This is a genomic window from Streptomyces sp. NPDC031340 (genome assembly GCF_055569945.1).
On record NZ_JBVIIE010000004.1, the window covers coordinates 106,497 to 124,481 of the forward strand.

At 70.0% G+C, this 17,985-nt stretch carries 14 protein-coding genes, 1 tRNA gene and 1 pseudogene; 9 read left to right on the forward strand and 7 right to left on the reverse strand.

The features are described from left to right. Window positions 1-100: 100 nt before the first annotated feature. From ACZ5GT_RS04120 to ACZ5GT_RS04135, 4 genes are read left to right on the forward strand one after another with little or no spacing between them, the layout of a single operon-like run. The gene (locus tag ACZ5GT_RS04120; protein WP_469013934.1) at window positions 101-1,030 is read left to right on the forward strand and encodes a branched-chain amino acid ABC transporter permease; all 930 of its coding nucleotides are present in this window, start codon (window positions 101-103) and stop codon (window positions 1,028-1,030) included. Window positions 1,031-1,034: 4 nt separating this feature from the next. Beyond that, on the forward strand, window positions 1,035-2,846 hold the full coding sequence (locus tag ACZ5GT_RS04125; protein ID WP_469013935.1) for a branched-chain amino acid ABC transporter permease: 1,812 nt from the start codon (window positions 1,035-1,037) through the stop codon (window positions 2,844-2,846). Between the two features lie 6 nt (window positions 2,847-2,852). Beyond that, a complete protein-coding gene (locus ACZ5GT_RS04130; RefSeq protein WP_469013937.1) occupies window positions 2,853-3,671 on the forward strand; it encodes an ABC transporter ATP-binding protein in 819 nt (272 codons plus the stop codon). After that, window positions 3,668-4,384 carry an ABC transporter ATP-binding protein gene (locus ACZ5GT_RS04135; RefSeq protein ID WP_469013938.1) on the forward strand — a complete coding sequence of 239 codons (717 nt, stop codon included), beginning with the start codon at window positions 3,668-3,670 and terminating at the stop codon, window positions 4,382-4,384. The genes ACZ5GT_RS04130 and ACZ5GT_RS04135 overlap by 4 nt, the downstream gene beginning before the upstream one ends. A 94-nt stretch (window positions 4,385-4,478) precedes the next feature. On the opposite strand, the gene ACZ5GT_RS04140 is transcribed toward ACZ5GT_RS04135, so the two are convergent. Beyond that, on the reverse strand, window positions 4,479-5,135 hold the full coding sequence (locus ACZ5GT_RS04140; RefSeq protein WP_469013940.1) for an ANTAR domain-containing response regulator: 657 nt from the start codon (window positions 5,133-5,135) through the stop codon (window positions 4,479-4,481). A 104-nt stretch (window positions 5,136-5,239) separates the two neighbouring features. Between ACZ5GT_RS04140 and ACZ5GT_RS04145 the strand changes: the two genes are divergently transcribed. Together ACZ5GT_RS04145 and ACZ5GT_RS04150 are read left to right on the forward strand one after the other, a co-directional pair. Next, window positions 5,240-5,323 (forward strand) — tRNA-Leu (locus ACZ5GT_RS04145). Window positions 5,324-5,405: 82 nt separating this feature from the next. Then, on the forward strand, window positions 5,406-6,194 hold the full coding sequence (locus ACZ5GT_RS04150; RefSeq protein ID WP_360744724.1) for an RNA polymerase sigma factor sigma-70 region 4 domain-containing protein: 789 nt from the start codon (window positions 5,406-5,408) through the stop codon (window positions 6,192-6,194). A 6-nt stretch (window positions 6,195-6,200) separates the two neighbouring features. On the opposite strand, the gene pyk is transcribed toward ACZ5GT_RS04150, so the two are convergent. Then, a complete protein-coding gene (gene pyk, locus ACZ5GT_RS04155; RefSeq protein ID WP_469013942.1) occupies window positions 6,201-7,637 on the reverse strand; it encodes a pyruvate kinase in 1,437 nt (478 codons plus the stop codon). Between the two features lie 121 nt (window positions 7,638-7,758). Further along, window positions 7,759-8,472 carry an SIMPL domain-containing protein gene (locus tag ACZ5GT_RS04160; protein WP_469013943.1) on the reverse strand — a complete coding sequence of 238 codons (714 nt, stop codon included), beginning with the start codon at window positions 8,470-8,472 and terminating at the stop codon, window positions 7,759-7,761. 151 nt (window positions 8,473-8,623) lie between these two features. On the opposite strand from ACZ5GT_RS04160, the gene ACZ5GT_RS04165 reads away from it, so the two are divergent. After that, on the forward strand, window positions 8,624-10,438 hold the full coding sequence (locus ACZ5GT_RS04165; protein WP_469013945.1) for a bifunctional metallophosphatase/5'-nucleotidase: 1,815 nt from the start codon (window positions 8,624-8,626) through the stop codon (window positions 10,436-10,438). Between the two features lie 73 nt (window positions 10,439-10,511). On the opposite strand, the gene pepN is transcribed toward ACZ5GT_RS04165, so the two are convergent. Further along, complete coding sequence (pepN, locus tag ACZ5GT_RS04170; RefSeq protein ID WP_469013946.1) at window positions 10,512-13,007, reverse strand: aminopeptidase N; 2,496 nt, start codon at window positions 13,005-13,007, stop codon at window positions 10,512-10,514. Between the two features lie 322 nt (window positions 13,008-13,329). Further along, on the reverse strand, window positions 13,330-13,680 hold the full coding sequence (locus ACZ5GT_RS04175; protein ID WP_469013948.1) for a chorismate mutase: 351 nt from the start codon (window positions 13,678-13,680) through the stop codon (window positions 13,330-13,332). Window positions 13,681-13,814: 134 nt separating this feature from the next. Between ACZ5GT_RS04175 and ACZ5GT_RS04180 the strand changes: the two genes are divergently transcribed. Continuing rightward, on the forward strand, window positions 13,815-14,696 hold the full coding sequence (locus tag ACZ5GT_RS04180; protein WP_469013949.1) for a hypothetical protein: 882 nt from the start codon (window positions 13,815-13,817) through the stop codon (window positions 14,694-14,696). Window positions 14,697-14,705: 9 nt separating this feature from the next. Here ACZ5GT_RS04180 and ACZ5GT_RS04185 read toward each other — a convergent pair. Beyond that, window positions 14,706-15,493, reverse strand: a pseudogene (locus ACZ5GT_RS04185) (SDR family oxidoreductase); the annotation flags it as partial. Between the two features lie 58 nt (window positions 15,494-15,551). Then, window positions 15,552-16,313, reverse strand: a complete 762-nt coding sequence (locus tag ACZ5GT_RS04190) for an SDR family oxidoreductase (protein ID WP_469014182.1) — start codon at window positions 16,311-16,313, stop codon at window positions 15,552-15,554. A gap of 97 nt (window positions 16,314-16,410) precedes the next feature. Here ACZ5GT_RS04190 and ACZ5GT_RS04195 point away from each other — a divergent pair, with 97 nt between their 5' ends. After that, window positions 16,411-17,934 (forward strand): enoyl-CoA hydratase family protein, encoded by a 1,524-nt coding sequence (locus tag ACZ5GT_RS04195; RefSeq protein WP_469013951.1) that lies wholly within the window; start codon window positions 16,411-16,413, stop codon window positions 17,932-17,934. The last annotated feature ends 51 nt before the right edge of the window (window positions 17,935-17,985 follow it).

Genomic DNA, 17,985 nt, shown 5'->3' on the forward strand with positions numbered 1-17,985 from the left:
CGACCGCGCGGCCCGTTTCCACACCCCCACCCCGCACACGACCAGTGCACACAGCAACTGAATCTGTGCACCAGACCACCAGCGACATGGAGGCCACGCGGTGAACACCCTGCCGCAGCAGCTGGCCAACGGGCTGCTCCTCGGCTCGATGTACGGGCTGATCGCCATCGGCTACACGATGGTGTACGGCATCGTCCAGCTCATCAACTTCGCGCACGGCGAGATCTTCATGACCGGGGCCTTCGGCGCCCTCACGGTCTACCTCTACATCCTGCCCGACGGCACCCCCATGGCCGCCGCCATCCCCCTGATGCTGATCGGCGGCGCCATCGTCGCCGTCCTCATCGCGGTCGGAGCGGAACGGTTCGCCTACCGGCCCCTGCGCGGAGCACCACGCCTGGCACCGCTCATCACCGCCATCGGCCTCTCCCTCGCCCTGCAGGAGGTCGTCCGCAACTTCTACCCCGACGCCGACAAAGCCCGCTCCTTCCCCGGCCTCGACGCCACCCACGACATCGGCTCCATCACCATCAAGGACGCCGACATCTTCCTCATCGTCGCCGCCGTCCTCTGCATGTCCGCCCTCGCCTGGTTCGTCCGCAAGAGCCGCACCGGCCGCGCCATGCAGGCCACCGCCCAGGACCCCGACACCGCACAGCTCATGGGCATCGACACCAACCGCATCATCGTGATCGCCTTCGCGATCGGCGGCTTCTTCGCCGCCGTCGCCGCCCTCTCCTTCGGCCTCAAATACGGCAGCATCGACTACCGCATGGGCTTCCTGATGGGCCTCAAGGCCTTCACCGCCGCCGTCCTCGGCGGCATCGGCAACATCTACGGCGCCATGCTCGGCGGCGTCGTCCTCGGCATCGCCGAGACCCTCGCCTCCGCCTACATCAACGACATCCCCGGCATGCAGCAGCTCGGCGGCCAGAGCTGGGCCAACGTCTGGGCCTTCGTTCTCCTCATCCTGGTGCTCCTGTTCAGGCCACAAGGCCTGCTCGGCGAGCGCGTCGCGGACAGGGCGTGATCACATGACCGAGACGACCAAGACCCCCGCCACCCCGCCCGCGGACGCGATACCCACGCCCGCCCCCCGCGGACTCCTCCCACTGCCCCTCGCCACCGCCCGCGCACTCCTCCTCGGCGGCGGCATCGCCACCGCCGCGTCCACCTTCCTGGCCTGGACCTGGACCTCCGAGTTCCCCGGCGACCTCACCGTCACCGGCTACCCCGGCGGCCTGCAGTGGCTGACCTTCATCGCCGGCGCCCTCGTCGCCCTCTTCTCCCTCGCCGTCTACGGCGTCCGCGGCCTGCGCTGGCTCGTCCCCGCCCGCAACAACGCCCCCCTCGTACTCCTCGCCGTCGGCGCCTTCGGCGTCACCTGGTACACGGTCATCTCCATCAGCGCCGAACTCGGCGGCCTCGCCAACCTCGAACCCGGCGGCTGGGTCGCCGCCGCCGCCTCCCTGCTGCCCCTCCTCGGCGCCCTCGCCCTGCCCGAGCACAAGCACGACAGCGGCAAGGAGACCTTCAAGGCCTACACCGCCAAACCGGAGAGGATCCACGCCCCCCAGGCCGTCAACGGCTGGATACAGCGCGCCGTCATCACCGCCATCACCGCCATCGGCCTCGGCGTCTTCACCTACGGCATCGACACCGAATACGGCGAACTCTTCATCGGCTACCTCATCGTCGTCGTCTTCACCGTCTGGGCACTGCACACCGCCGGCCTCCTCGACCGGTTCTCCCACATGGTCGCCGCCAACCGCAGCTTCACGCTCGCCATGGGCTTCGTCGCGGCCATCGCCTTCCCCTTCACCCAGAGCGACGACCACTACGCCAACATCGGCGTCAACATCCTCATCTTCGGCACCGTCGCCCTCGGCCTGAACATCGTCGTCGGCCTCGCCGGCCTCCTCGACCTCGGATACGTCGCCTTCCTCGGCGTCGGCGCCTACACCGCCGCCCTCGTCTCCGGCTCCGAGTTCTCCAAGTTCTCCGGCGTCCAGTTCCCCTTCTGGGCCGCCGCCCTCACCGGCGCCGCCGCATCCCTCGTCTTCGGCGTCCTCATCGGCGCCCCCACCCTGCGACTGCGCGGCGACTACCTCGCCATCGTCACCCTCGGCTTCGGAGAGATCTTCCGCATCGCCGTCAACAACATGGACGGCGACTCCGGACCCGACCTCACCAACGGCCCCAACGGCATCCCCGCCATCCCCGACCTGAACCTCTTCGGCTTCAAGTTCGGAGACCCCCACGACATCGGCGGGATCACCCTCGGCCGCTTCGCCAACTACTACCTCCTCATGGTCCTGATCATGGCCATCGTGGTCCTCGTCTACACCCGCGCCGCCGACTCCCGCATCGGCCGCTCCTGGATCGCCATCCGCGAAGACGAAACCGCCGCCACCGCCATGGGCATCAACGGCTTCCGCGTCAAACTCATCGCCTTCGCCCTCGGCGCCTCACTCGCCGGCCTCGCCGGCACCGTCAGCGCCCACGTCACCTACAGCGTGGTCCCCAACCCCTACCAGTTCGCCGGCTCCACCCCGCCCAACTCGGCCTTCCTCCTCGCCGCCGTCGTCCTCGGCGGCATGGGCACCGTCGCCGGACCCCTGCTCGGCGCCGCCCTGCTCTACCTGCTCCCCGAGAAGCTCGACTTCCTCCAGGACAAGTCGCTCCTCGCCTTCGGCATCGCGCTCATCCTCCTGATGCGCTTCCGCCCCGAAGGCATCATCGCCAACCGCCGCCGCCAGCTCGAATTCCACGAGACCGGCCAACTCGACGTACCAGAAACCGAAACGCTGACCGACGAACCGGCCGCCACCAAGGCAGGGGCGTAACGAACCATGACGACACCTGTACTCGAAGCCCGCGACGTCACCATGCGCTTCGGCGGCCTCACCGCCGTCCGCTCCGTCGACTTCACCGTCAACAAGGGCGAGATCGTCGGCCTCATCGGCCCCAACGGCGCCGGAAAGACAACGTTCTTCAACTGCCTCACCGGCCTGTACGTCCCCACCGAAGGCACCGTCTCCTACCAGGGCACCGTCCTGCCGCCCAAGCCCCACCTGGTCACCAAGGCCGGCATCGCCCGCACCTTCCAGAACATCCGCCTGTTCGCCAACATGACGGTCCTCGAGAACGTCCTCGTCGGCCGCCACACCCGCACCAAGGAAGGCCTCTGGTCCGCCCTCCTGCGCGGCCCCGGCTTCAAGAAGGCCGAAAAGGCGAGCGAGGAACGCGCCATGGAACTCCTGGAGTTCATCGGCCTCGCCCACAAACGCGACCACCTCGCCCGCAACCTCCCCTACGGCGAACAGCGCAAGCTGGAGATCGCACGAGCCCTGGCGAGCGAACCCGGACTGCTCCTCCTGGACGAGCCCACCGCCGGCATGAACCCCCAGGAGACCCGGACCACCGAAGAACTCGTCTTCGCCATCCGCGACATGGGCATCGCCGTCCTCGTCATCGAGCACGACATGCGCTTCATCTTCAACCTCTGCGACCGCGTCGCCGTCCTCGTCCAGGGCGAGAAACTCGTCGAGGGCACCTCCGACGTCGTCCAGGCCGACGAACGCGTCGTCGCCGCCTACCTCGGCGAACCCTTCGAGGGCGAACCGGCAGAGGACAGCACCGCCGGCACCACCAAGGGAGAAGCCCAGTGACCGCACTCCTCGAGGTCGAGGACCTCCGGGTCGCCTACGGCAAGATCGAGGCCGTCAAAGGCATCTCCTTCACCGTCGAAGCAGGCCAGGTGGTCACCCTCATCGGCACCAACGGCGCCGGCAAGACCACCACCCTGCGCACCCTCTCCGGACTCCTCAAGCCCAGCTCCGGAAAGATCCTCTTCGACGGCCAGCCCCTCAACGGCGTACCCGCCCACAAGATCGTCGCCCTCGGACTCGCCCACTCCCCCGAAGGCCGGCACATCTTCCCCCGCCTCTCCATCGAGGAGAACCTCCAGCTCGGCGCCTTCCTCCGCAAGGACAAGGAAGGCATCGACAAGGACATCCAGCGCGCCTACGACCTCTTCCCCATCCTCGGGGAACGCCGCAAGCAGGCCGCGGGCACCCTCTCCGGCGGCGAACAGCAGATGCTCGCCATGGGCCGGGCCCTGATGTCCCAGCCGAAACTGCTCATGCTCGACGAACCCTCCATGGGCCTCTCCCCGATCATGATGCAGAAGATCATGTCGACCATCGTCGAGCTGAAGGCCCAGGGCACCACCATCCTGCTCGTCGAACAGAACGCCCAGGCCGCCCTGTCGCTCGCCGACCAGGGCCACGTCATGGAGGTCGGCAACATCGTCCTCTCCGGCAGCGGCCAGGACCTCCTGCACGACGAATCCGTCCGCAAGGCCTACCTCGGCGAGGACTGACCCGCACGACGGCCGCACGACGCGAGGCCCGCGTCCCTGTCAGACAGGGACGCGGGCCTCGCGTCGTCTCACCGGCTCACCGGCCCGCCCGGGCTCAGCCCTTGGCGGCCTTCTTCTCCTCGGCGTCCTGGATGACCGCCTCGGCCACCTGCTGCATCGACATCCGGCGGTCCATCGACGTCTTCTGGATCCACCGGAACGCGGCCGGCTCCGTCAGCCCGTACTCCGTCTGCAGGACCGACTTCGCCCGGTCCACCAGCTTCCGCGTCTCCAGCCGCTGGGAGAGGTCGGCGACCTCCTTCTCCAGCTCCTTCAGCTCGGTGAAGCGCGAGACGGCCATCTCGATCGCCGGCACCACGTCACTCTTGCTGAACGGCTTCACCAGATACGCCATCGCACCCGCGTCCCGAGCCCGCTCGACCAGGTCGCGCTGCGAGAAGGCGGTGAGCATCAGCACCGGGGCGATACGCTCCTCGGCGATCTTCTCGGCCGCCGAGATGCCGTCCATCTTCGGCATCTTCACATCGAGGATCACCAGGTCCGGCTGGTGCTCACGGGCGAGCTCGATCGCCCGCTCGCCGTCACCGGCCTCACCGACGACGCTGTAGCCCTCCTCCTCCAGCATCTCCTTGAGGTCGAGCCGGATCAGTGCCTCGTCCTCGGCGATGACGACACGGGTCGTCAGCGGAGGCACGTGCGACTTGTCGTCGTCGGGCGCGTCTACGGGCTGGGGCGACTCGGGGGCGGTCACGGGGGCTCCTCGTTGCGGGCCGGGCACGTCTTGCTGCCTTTGCAGCCTACCTACAGGCAGGAAGCTGCGGTGAACCGGTACACTTTCCGACAGCTCCACAGCCTGCCCGGTTGGAGGAATAGGCGAGACTCGCGGCACTCAAAATGCCGTGCCCTTTGGGCATGTGGGTTCGAATCCCACACCGGGCACCCCTGAAAGCGGAGGATCACGTTCGCGTGATCCTCCGCTTTTTGCTGCGCACAGTCGCGGCCGGTCGCACATAGTGACCGCATGAACTTCCATGGCACAGAGGTACGACAGAGGGCTCTCACCATGCTCCGCGACGGCATGAAGAACGCGGAAGTGGCGCGCAGGCTCAACGTTCCGCTGGGCACGATCGGCTACTGGAAGCACCTGGACCGGGCAAAGCGAGGCGAGTGTCCGGGCAGGCACGGCCCCGAGTGTCCACGCTGCGACGGACGCGACCTGGACCGGGCGGCGTACAGCTACCTGCTCGGTCTTTACCTCGGCGACGGCCACATCAGTCACTACTCGGGGCACCGCGTGCCCACTCTGATGATCTCGTGCACCGAGACGTGGGGCGGTCTCATCGACGCGTGTGAGCAAGCCATGCGTTCCGTCTTCCCGGACAACTCCGTCTGGCACCGCCGCCGTGCCGGGTGCCGCGACGTCAAGGTGTACTCGAAGCACCTGCACTGCTTGTTCCCCCAGCACGGCCCCGGCAAGAAGCATGAGCGGCGGATCGTCCTGGAACCCTGGCAGCAGGAGATCGTCGACGAGTACCCCTGGGAGTTCATCCGGGGGCTGATCCACTCGGACGGGTGCCGTATCACGAACTGGACGACCCGCATGGTCGGCGGTGAGCTCAAGCGCTACGAGTACCCTCGCTACTTCTTCACCAACAAGTCCGACGACATCCGCAGGCTCTTCGCGGAGACCCTGGACAAGGTCGGCGTCGAGTGGACCACCCTTGCCCGGGGCAGCGATCCTTTCAACATCTCCGTCGCCCGGAAAGCCTCCGTCGCCCTCATGGACGCGCACGTGGGCCCCAAGTACTGACGCCGGCTACCCCGCGGTGTCGTCCTCGCCGATGCGGCGGACGCGGAGCATGTTGGTGGAGCCGGAGACGCCGGGGGGTGAGCCCGCGGTGATGACGACGACGTCGCCGGGTTCGCAGCGGCCGTGCTTCAGGAGCAGTTCGTCGACCTGGTCGACCATCGCGTCGGTGGAGTCGGCGTGCGGGCCGAGGAAGGTCTCCACGCCCCAGGTGAGGCTGAGTTGGGAGCGGGTGGCCGGCTCGGGGGTGAAGGCGAGGAGGGGGATCGGGGAGCGGTAGCGGGAGAGGCGGCGGGCGGTGTCGCCGGACTGGGTGAAGGCGACGAGGAACTTGGCGCCGAGGAAGTCGCCGGTCTCGGCCGCCGCGCGGGCCACCGCGCCGCCCTGGGTGCGGGGCTTGTTGTGTTCGGTCAGCGGCGACAGGCCCTTGGCGAGGAGGTCCTCCTCGGCCGCTTCGACGATCTTGGCCATGGTGCGGACGGTTTCGACGGCGTATTTGCCGACGCTGGTCTCGCCGGAGAGCATCACGGCGTCCGTTCCGTCGATGACGGCGTTGGCGACGTCGCTGGCCTCGGCCCTGGTGGGGCGGGAGTTGTCGATCATGGAGTCGAGCATCTGGGTGGCGACGATGACGGGTTTGGCGTTGCGTTTGGCGACTTTGACGGCGCGTTTCTGGACGACGGGGACGTCTTCGAGGGGCATTTCGACGCCGAGGTCGCCGCGGGCGACCATGATGCCGTCGAAGGCGGCGACGATGTCGTCGATGGCGTCGACGGCCTGGGGTTTCTCGATTTTGGCGATGACGGGGAGGCGGCGGCCTTCCTCGTCCATGATGCGGTGGACGTCTTCGATGTCGCGGCCGCTGCGGACGAAGGAGAGGGCGATGATGTCGAATCCGGTGCGCAGGGCCCAGCGCAGGTCTGCTTCGTCCTTGTCGGAGAGGGCGGGGACGGAGACGGCGACTCCGGGGAGGTTGAGGCCCTTGTGGTCGGAGACCATGCCTCCTTCGACGACGAGGGTGTGGACGCGGGGGCCGTCGACGGAGGTGACTTCGAGGCAGACCTTGCCGTCGTCGACGAGGATGCGTTCGCCGGGGGTGACGTCGGTGGCGAGGCCGGTGTGGGTGGTGCCGCAGGTGTGGCGGTCGCCTTCGGCGCCTTCTTCGACGGTGATGGTGAAGGTGTCGCCGCGTTCGAGGAGGACGGGGCCTTCGGTGAAGCGGCCGAGGCGGATCTTGGGGCCCTGGAGGTCGGCGAGGATTCCGACGCTGCGGCCGGTTTCGTCGGCGGCCTTGCGTACGTGCCGGTAGCGCTCCTCGTGTTCGGCGTGGTCGCCGTGGCTGAGGTTGAAGCGGGCGATGTCCATGCCGGCTTCGACGAGTGCTTTGATCCGGTCGTACGAGTTGGTGGCGGGGCCCAGGGTGCAGACGATTTTCGCTCGGCGCATGGTTCGAGCCTAGGGCTTACCGGTTGGTAGCGGCTCGGCCCGGCGTGTCGGCCCAACGACCTTTGGGTGAAGGGTTGTTGGTGGGTGTCGATGTGTGCGGTGGGTTGCTCCGACGAGCGGTTCAGAGGCGGGGTGGGGCGATGGTGAAGCGGGCGTTGACGGCGGCGTGGACGTGTTGTCGCTGGGGTTCGAGGTCGAGTGCGGGGGTGGTGTCCTCGGCGGCCGCGGCGTAGGCCATGGAGCGCATGCGGCCGGGTGCCTGGGGTCGGGGTGGGGTGTTCTCGGCGCCGATGTCGGCGAGTTCGACGAGGGCGGTGAGGGTGGTGCCGAGTGCTTCGGCGTATTCGCGGGCGCGTTGGACCGCTTCGTGGACCGCTTGTTGCCGGGCGCGGCGGTGGACGGGTGAGTCGGGGCGGAGGGCCCACCAGGGGCCGTCGACGCGGGTGAGGTCGAGGTCGGCGAGTCGGGTGGTGAGTTCGCCGAGGGCGGTGAAGTCGGTGAGTTCGGCGGTGATGTGGACGCGTCCGTGGTAGGCGTGGATGCGTTCGCCGCGGCCTTTTTCCTTGAGTTCGGGGCTGATGGTGAAGGCGCCGGTCTCGAGGTGTTCGACGGCGTCGCCGTAGCTCTTGAGGAGGTCGAGGGCGGTGGTGTTGCGGCGGGTGAGGTCTTGGAGGGCGGCGGTGCGGTCCTTGCCGCGGGAGGCGATGGTGACGGTGATGCGGGCGGTCTCGGGGTCGGTTTCGAGGTGGGCTTCGCCGCGGACGGCGAGGCGGGGTGCGTCGGGGGTGCCGTAGGGGACGGCGGGGCCGGGGCCGTCTGTGGTGGGGGTGCTCATACGCCCCACTGTGTCAGGTGTTGGCCGGTTGTGTGCGGCGGTTGACGCATGTTCGGTCACCAGAAAGAAACCTGCGGGCCCTGTTGCCGTCGGTCATGGACGGGTCAGAATCTACGCGCGTTGTTGATCCGTTCCCGGAGGAGACCCGGACATGCCTTTGAACCGTCGGAAGTTCCTGAAGAAGTCGGCCGTGACCGGGGCGGGGGTGGCGCTCGCGGGTGCCGCGGCGGCGCCGGCGGCCCAGGCGGCGGAGGCGACGAAGGCGCCGAAGGCGCCGAGGCCCGCGAAGCGGTACTCCCTGACCGTGATGGGTACCACGGACCTGCACGGGCACGTCTTCAACTGGGACTACTTCAAGGACGCGGAGTACGCGGACGCCAAGGGCAACGCGATGGGCCTGGCCCGGATCTCGACGCTGGTGAACCAGGTGCGCGAGGAGAAGGGCCGCTGCAACACGCTGCTGCTGGACGCGGGTGACACGATCCAGGGCACACCGCTGACGTACTACTACGCGAAGGTCGACCCGATCACCGCCGAGGGCGGTCCGGTGCATCCGATGGCGCAGGCGATGAACGCGATCGGGTACGACGCGGTGGCGCTGGGCAATCACGAGTTCAACTACGGCATCGAGACGCTGCGGAAGTTCGAGCAGCAGTGCCGTTTCCCGCTGCTGGGCGCGAACGCGGTGGACGCGAAGACGCTGCGGCCGGCGTTTCCGCCGTACTTCATGAAGACGTTCCGGGTGCCGGGTCTGCCGCCGGTGCGGGTGGCGGTGCTGGGGCTGACGAATCCGGGTATCGCGATCTGGGACAAGGCGTATGTGCAGGGGAAGCTGGAGTTCCCGGGTCTGGAGGAGCAGGCGGCGAAGTGGGTGCCGAAGCTGAGGTCGATGGGCGCGGACGTGGTGGTGGTGTCGGCGCACTCGGGTTCGTCGGGGACGTCGTCGTACGGTGACCAGGTGCCGTACGTGGAGAACGCGGCGGCGAACGTGGCGAAGCAGGTGCCGGGCATCGACGCGATCCTGGTCGGGCACGCGCATGTGGAGATTCCGGAGCTGAAGGTCGTCAACGAGAAGACGGGGAAGACGGTCGTGCTGTCGGAGCCGTTGTGCTACGCGGAGCGGCTGACCCTGTTCGATGTCGAGCTGGTGTTCAGCCGGGGCAGGTGGGAGGTCGAGTCGGTGGCGGCTTCGCTGCGGAACTCGAACACGGTCGCCGACGACCCGAAGATCACGAAGCTGCTGACGGACGAGCACGCGAAGGTGGTCGCGTACGTCAACCAGGTGGTCGGCAGGGCGACGGAGACGCTGACGACGGTGGAGGCCCGTTACAAGGACGCCCCGATCATCGATCTGATCACCAAGGTGCAGGAGGACGTGGTCCGGGCGGCGCTGGCGGGGACGGAGTACGCCTCGTTGCCGGTGATCGCGCAGGCGTCGCCGTTCTCGCGGACGTCGGAGATCCCGGCGGGCGATGTGACGATCCGGGCCCTGTCGAGTCTGTACGTGTACGACAACACGCTGGTGGCGAAGGTGATGACGGGTGCGCAGATCCGGGCGTACCTGGAGTATTCGGCGGAGTACTTCGTGCAGACCGCGGCCGGTGCGGCGGTGGACGTGGAGAAGCTGACGAACGCGAACGGCCGTCCGGACTACAACTACGACTACGTGTCGGGTCTGCGGTACGACATCGACATCGCCCAGGCGGCGGGTTCGCGGATCAAGAACCTGTCGTACAACGGTGCGACGCTGGACGACGCGCAGCAGTTCGTGCTGGCGGTGAACAACTACCGTGCGAACGGTGGTGGTGCGTTCCCGTTCGTCGCTTCGGCGAAGGAGGTGTGGTCGGAGTCGACGGAGATCCGCACGCGGATCGCGGAGTGGGTGACCGCGAAGGGTGTGCTGGACCCGAAGGACTTCGCGTCGGTGGACTGGAAGCTGACGCGGGACGGTACGCCGGTGTTCTAGGGGTCGGGTCGTTCAGGGGCTGCGGTGGGTCTTTCGTCACCGCAGCCCCTGTTGTGTGCTCGCGGGCCGGAACCTATGCCTGCCTGACCCGTAGTGCTCGTGCGAGGTCGTCCAGTTCGTCGGTCAGCCTGCGGCGCAGGGCCGGTACGGGGTCGGCTTCGCGCAGGCATGCCTCGCCGAGGTGGAGGTTCTCGGCGTCGACGGCGTGGGCCGGGAAGGCCCAGCGGCCGGCGGCGGCGGCGATGGCGGGGCCGCGGCGGGCGGCGACGGCGACGGCGTCGTCGTAGTAGCGCGGTACGTACGCGCGTACCAGGTCGGCCTGTTCGGGTTGCCAGAAGCCCTGGGCGGTGGCGGTGAACAGGTAGTTGGACAGGTCGTCGCCGGCGAACATCGAGTCCCAGGCGCGCTGTTTGGCGTCGGGGTCGGGCAGGGCGGCCCGGCAGCGGGCGGCGCCCTCCTGGCCGGTGGCGGAGGGGTCGCGTTTCAGTTCGGCGGCGATGGCGGCCTCGTCGACGGCGCCGAGGACGGCGAGCCGGCTCAGGACGCGCCAGCGCAGGTCGGGGTCGAGTTCGGGGCCGCCGGGCACGGTGCCCTCGGTGAGCCAGGCGGCGATGGTGTCGGGCTGTGCGGCGACGTCGATGTAGTGGCGTACGGCGATCAGGCGCAGGCCGGGGTTGTCGCCGTCCTCCGTGCGGCGGATGAGGTCGCGGCAGAGGGCGGTGAGGGTGGCCAGGGCGGCGGGCCGCTGTTCGGGGGTGACGTAGCGGTCGGCGATGTGGGTGGAGGCGAAGTTGAGGACGCCTTCGGCGAGGGCGAGGTCGGTTTCGTGCGGGAGGTGGGTGCGGGCGGTGTCGAGGTAGGCGGCGGCGGGGAGTTCGCCGTCGCGGACGGCGTCGCGCAGGGCGTTCCAGACGACGGCGCGGGTGAGTGGTTCGGGCAGGCCGGACAGGCAGGTGCGCAGGGTGTCGAAGGAGGCGGGGTCGAAGCGGATCTTGGCGTAGGTGAGGTCGCTGTCGTTGAGGACGAGCAGGGCGGGGCGCTTGCCGAGGGGCTGCGGGTCGGTGTGCGGGAGGTCGAGGTCGAGGCTTTTGCGCAGGAGGAGGTGGCGGCCTTCGTCGGCGATGTCCATGTCGTACAGGCCGGCGGCGATGCGGTGGGGGCGGCTGCCGGTGTGCCGGACGGTGAGGGTGCAGGTGCCGTCGGAGGCGGGGGTGACGACGGGGGCGAGGGTGTCGACGCCGGTGGTGCGCAGCCAGGCGTCGGCCCAGGCGTGGACGTCGCGTTCGGTGGCGGAGGCGAGGGAGTCGATGAAGTCGGCGAGGGTGGCGTTGGCGAATTTGTGGCGGGCGAAGTGGGTGTTGATTCCGGTGAGGAAGTCCTTCTCGCCGAGCCAGGCCACCAGTTGGCGCAGCGCGGAGGCGCCCTTGGCGTAGGAGATGCCGTCGAAGTTGAGGAGGGCGGAGGCGGTGTCGTCGACGTGTTCGGGGGCGACGGGGTGGGTGGAGGGGCGCTGGTCGGCGTCGTAGCCCCAGGATTTGCGGTTGACGCCGAAGTCGGTCCAGGTGTCGGTGAAGCGGGTGGCCTCGGTGAGGGTCTGGTAGCCCATGTACTCGGCGAAGGACTCGTTCAGCCAGATGTCGTCCCACCAGCGCAGGGTGACGAGGTCGCCGAACCACATGTGGGCCATCTCGTGGGCGATGACCATGGCGCGGACCTGCCGCTCGGTGTCGGTGACGGCGGAGCGGTAGACGAATTCGTCGCGGAAGGTGACCAGGCCGGGGTTCTCCATGGCGCCGGCGTTGAATTCGGGGACGAAGGCCTGGTCGTAGGAGTCGAAGGGGTAGGGCTCTTCGAACTTCTCGTGGTAGCGGTCGAAGCACTGCCGGGTGATCTCGATGAGTTCGTCGGCGTCGGCGTCCAGGTGGGGGGCGAGTGAGCGGCGGCAGTGCAGGCCGAAGGGCAGGCCGCGGTGCTCGGTGCGTACGGAGTGCCAGGGGCCGGCGGCGACGGCGACGAGGTAGGTGGAGATCAGCGGGGTGGGGGCGGCGTGCCAGTGGCCGTCGCCGAGGTGTTCGGTGGTGCCGTTGGCGAGGACGGTCCAGCCTTCGGGGGCCTTGACGGTCAGCTCGAAGACGGCTTTGAGGTCGGGCTGGTCGAAGGCGGCGAAGACGCGCTGGACGTCGTCCAGGAAGAGCTGGGTGTAGAGGTAGGTCTCGCCGTCGGTGGGGTCGGTGAAGCGGTGCATGCCCTCGCCGGTGCGGGAGTAGCGCATGGCCGCGTCGACGCGGAGTTCGTGCTCGCCGGGGGTGAGGTTCTTCAGGGGCAGCCGGTTGTCGTCGAGGGTTTCCGGGTCGAGGGGCTGTCCGTCGAGGGTGACGGTGCGCAGTTGGGCCGGCTTGAGCTCGACGAAGGTGTCCGTGGGGTCCTGGCCGTCGCGCACCGTGAAGCGGATGGTGGTGCGGGAGTCGAAGGTCTCGTCGCCGGTGGTCAGATCGAGGTCGATCGTGTAGCGGTGGACGTCGAGAAGTGTGGCACGGGTCTGCGCTTCGTCGCGCGTCAGTACGGACATGCAGGACATGCTGCCTGATCGCGGGGGCACGGCACAGGGGCGGATCGGTACGCGCCCTATGTCCGGTCCTGCGCCTCGCCCGTGCGCCGGGGCGGTGCGGGGGGCGTGGGCGCCGCCGGGTGTCACGGGGGTGGCGGTGCGGTGCCGGCGGGGCGGGGCGTGGCGGGTGTCGCCGAGGGTGGCCGCGCGTGGCGGGGGTGGCCGGAACGTCTCGGGCGTTTCGGGTGTCCGGTCGGAAGGGTGCGGAAGGGTGCGGGCGTCCGGGCGCGCCGGGGTGGGCCGGGCGCCCGTGCTGTCACATCCCGCTCGGCGCCCGGCGGCGTCAGTCGGTCCGGTGGACGGTGCCGTTCACGGCGTCGTCGGCGATGCGCTCGTGGTGGCGGATGACCTCGGCGATGATGAAGTTCAGGAACTTCTCGGCGAACGCCGGGTCCAGCTTGGCGCTCTCGGCGAGGGAGCGCAGGCGCTCGATCTGGCGGGCCTCGCGGGCCGGGTCGGCGGGCGGCAGCTGGTGTGCGGCCTTGAGGTGGCCGACCTGCTGGGTGCACTTGAAGCGCTCGGCGAGCATGTGGACGACGGCGGCGTCGATGTTGTCGATGCTGTCGCGCAGCCGGGCGAGCTCCTCACGGACGGCGGGGTCGACGTCGGCGGCGCCGTTGTTGCTGGTGGTCATGGGCGCTCAGCCTACGTGACCTGGACGGACCGGCTGCCCGGGTGCCGGTGCGGGGTCCGGCGGGGGAAAACCGGCGCGGGTCCTCGGGGAGCTCGTAGAGTGGAATCGGGTTCAGGGCGTCTTGGGGGTCGGGCGTGGCGAACGACGGACCGGTCGAGCACGGCTTCCCGCATCTGGAGACGGTGCGGGCATCGATCACGGCGTTGTACCGGCGTCTGTCGTGCGACACCGTCCAGACGTTCGCGGGCAGCGTGGCCCCCGCCGACGTGGCCTTCTGCGACACCGATGATCTGTATCTGGGGGCGCAGCGGGTGGCCCGCGAGATGGTGCGGCACTTCCGGTTGCCGGACGCCCGTCTGGTCGTGAGCTTCCGTGAGATGACCCATGCGGCGAACGTGGAACTCGCGGCGGGCCCGGAGTACTTCGTCGAGCTGAACGGCCGCTTCCGTACGCACCGGCGGGACATCGGCGCGGCGCTGGCGCACGAGGTGACGCACGTCTATCTGCACCGCCTGGACCTGTCGTTCCCCGGTACGGCGGAGAACGAGATCCTCACGGACACGGCGGCGACCTATCTGGGCGCGGGCTGGCTGCTGCTGGACGCCTACCGGGAGGACGCAATGTCGTCGCAGAAGCTGGGCTACCTCACTCCGGAGGAGTTCGGCTACGTGCTGGCCAAGCGGGCGCTGGTGTTCCACGAGGATCCCTCGGTGTGGTTCACCAGTCCGCAGGCCTACACGGCGTACGTCAGGGGCATGGCGGAGGCCCGCCGGGACGAGCAGCAGCCGCCGTTGACCGGTGCGGGCTGGGCGGGGCGCCGCCGCTACGCCCGCGACCGCCGGCACACGCCGGGCCCGCAGCCGGGGGTGGGCTATGCCTTCTCCCCCGACGGCGGCGGGCGGCTGCGGGTGTCCTTCCCGTGCCCGACCTGTCAGCAGCGGATCCGGGTGCCGGTGCGGGGGCGGGTGCGGGCGCGGTGCTCGCTGTGCCGGACGGTGCTGGAGTGCGACACGTGAGCGGGGGCGGCCCTCCATGACGGTGATCCGGCCGCCCTCCGCCTCGAAGACCCGGCCGGTCACCCCGGCGCTCGCGGCGGAGCCCAGCCAGACCACCAGGGGGGAGACGTTCTCGGGGGCCATGGCGTCGAAGCCGGAGCCGGGGCGGCCATGGCCTCGGCGAAGGCGCGTTCGGTCATCCGGGTGCGGGCCGCCGGGGCGATGGCGTTGACCTGCACGCCGTAGCGGCCCAGTTCGGCCGCGGCGACCAGGGTGAGGCCGATGATCCCGGCCTTTGCGGCGCTGTAGTTGCCCTGGCCGACCGAACCGAGCAGGCCGGCGCCGCTGCTGGTGTTGACTATCCGGGCCACCGGCCGGCGGCCCGCCTTGCTCTCCGCGCGCCAGTGCGCGGCGGCGTGCCGGAGCGGCAGGAAGTGTCCTTTGAGGTGGACGCGCAGGACGGCATCCCAGTCGTCCTCGTCGAGGTTGACCAGCATGCGGTCGCGCAGGAATCCGGCGTTGTTGACGAGGGTGTCGAGGCGGCCGTACGTCTCCACCGCGGCGCGGATCAGGGAGGCGGCGCCCTCGGTCGTGGCGATGTCGCCGCCGTGCGCCACCGCTTCTCCGCCCGCCGCCCGGATCTCCTCCGCGACCGCACGGGCGGGGTTCTCGGGCCCGGGTGCTCCGTCGAGTCCGACGCCCAGGTCGTTGACGACGACGCGGGCGCCCTCGGCGGCGAACGCCAGGGCGTGTGCGCGGCCCAGTCCGCGGCCCGCGCCGGTGACGGCGACGACCCGGCCGGCGCAGATTCCGCTCACGCTCATGTCGGTTCTCCCTTGTTCGCGGCCGTGTCGCTGTTGACGGCGTGGTCTGTGTTCACGTGGCGTCCCTGTTGACGGTCGCCGCGTCCAGGAACGCGGGCCGCTCGCCGCCTCCGTGCACCAGCAGGCTCGCGCCGCTGATGTAGGCGGCGGCGTCGGAGGCGAGGAAGACGGCGGCGGCGCCCACGTCGGCGGGGGCGGCCAGCCGGCCGAGGGGGACGGTGCGGGCGACAGCCGTGATGCCGTCGTCGCCGCCGTAGTGGCGGTGCGCCCGTTCGGTGCGGACCATGCCGACGACCAGGGTGTTGACCCGTACCTCCGGCGCCCATTCCACGGCCATGGACCTGGCGAGGTTCTCCAGTCCCGCCTTGGCCGCGCCGTAGGCGGCGGTGCCGGGCGAGGGGCGGTCGCCGCTGACGCTGCCGATCATCACGACGCAGCCGCGGGCCCGCCGCAGGTGCTCGTACGCGGCGAGGGAGGCGGTCAGCGGGGTGAGCAGGTTCAGCTCGATCACCCGGGCGTGCCGTTCGGCGTCCGCGTCGGCCAGCCGCCGGTAGGGTGCGCCGCCGGCGTTGTTGACCAGTACGTCGAGGCGGGGCAGGGCGGCGAAGAAGGCGCGGACGGCGGGCGGGTCCCGCAGGTCGAGCGGGGCGAACTCGACGCCCGCGACCGGCTTTTCGGGGGGTCTGCGGGCGCAGGCGACGACCCGGGCCCCGGTGTCGGCGAACGCCCGGGCGATGCCGGCGCCGATGCCTCTGGTGCCGCCGGTGACCACCACGGTGCGGTTGTCCACAGGTGGGTCGGGCCGGTTGTCCATGTTTTCCACAGGGCCTCCCGTGACGATCCGCCGGCTGCTGGCTTCGAAGCACACCTAACAAATGTTTGGTGGAAGGCGTTGAGTGCGAGGGTAGCTGATGCGCGCATGGGTGTCTCCGCCTCGCCCCCGGAAAGAAAAGGGGATTTCCGTCGTCACCGTCGACTTCCCGCCGGTGAACACGCTGCCGGTGCGCGGCTGGTTCGCCCTGGCCGACGCCGTGCGCGCGGCCGGCCGGGATCCGCGGGTGCGCTGTGTGGTGCTGGCCGCCGGGGGGCGCGGGTTCAGCGCGGGGGTGGACATCAAGGAGATACAGGCGCGGGGGGACCATGCGCTGCTCGGCGCGAACCAGGGCTGCGCGGAGGCTTTCGCGGCGGTGTACGAGTGCGAGGCGCCGGTGGTGGCGGCGGTGCAGGGCTTCTGTCTCGGCGGGGGGACAGGGCTGGCCGGCAACGCGGACGCGATCGTGGCGAGCGACGACGCCGTCTTCGGCCTGCCCGAGCTGGACCGGGGCGCGCTGGGCGCCGCCACGCATCTGGCCCGGCTGGTGCCGGGGCACCTGATGCGGACGCTGTACTACACCTCGCGCACGGTGAGCGCGGCCGAGCTGCACGCGCACGGCTCGGTGTGGCGGGTGGTCCCGGGCGACCGGCTGCGCGAGGCGGCGCAGGGGCTGGCGCGGGAGATCGCCGCGAAGGACGGGCGGCTGCTGCGGCTGGCCAAGGCCGCCCTCAACGGGATCGATCCCGTCGACGTGCGGCGCAGCTACCGCTTCGAGCAGGGCTTCACCGACAAGACGATGACCGCCGAGGAGGTGGTCTCGCGGCCGGCGAGCGGCATGACGCTCGGCATCGGCGGCTGGGGTTCGCGCCGTAAGCCGATGGCCCTGGTCAGGGCGCTGCTGCGGTCCGATGTCGGGGACCTCGCGGTCGTCTCCTGCGGCGGCCCGGACGTGGGCATGCTGGCCGCCGCGGGCCGGATCCGCAGACTGGTCACGCCCTTCGTCACGCTCGACTCGATCCCGTTGGAGCCGCACTACCGGGCGGCCCGGGAGGGCGGGGCGCTGGAGCTGACGGAGGTCGACGAGGCGATGTTCATGTGGGGGCTGCACGCGGCGGCGAACCGGCTGCCCTTCCTGCCGGTGCGGGCCGGAGCCGGCTCGGACGTGCTGCGGGTCAACCCCGGCCTGCGGACGGTGACTTCGCCCTACGACGACGCGGAGACGTTCGTCGCGATGCCGGCGCTGCGCCTGGACGCGGCGCTGGTGCACGTCAACCGTGCCGACCGGCTGGGCAACGGGCAGTACCTGGGCCCGGACCCGTACTTCGACGACCTGTTCTGCGAGGCGGCGGACGCGGCGTACGTCAGCTGCGAACGCATCGTGGACACCGCGGAGCTGACGCGGGCGGCGGCCCCGCAGACGCTCCTGCTGAAGCGGCTCGCGGTCACGGGCGTCGTCGAGGCCCCGCACGGCGCGCACTTCACCTCCTGCGCCCCCGACTACGGCCGGGACGAGGAGTTCCAGCGGATGTACCCGACCACGCCCTGGCCCGAGTTCACGGCCCGGTTCCTGGGCGGGGACGAGGACGCGTACCGGGCGGCGGCCGTGCGGGAGGGCGCATGACGGGGGTCACCCGGGCGGAGTACTGCGTCGTCGCCTGCGCGGAGGCCTGGC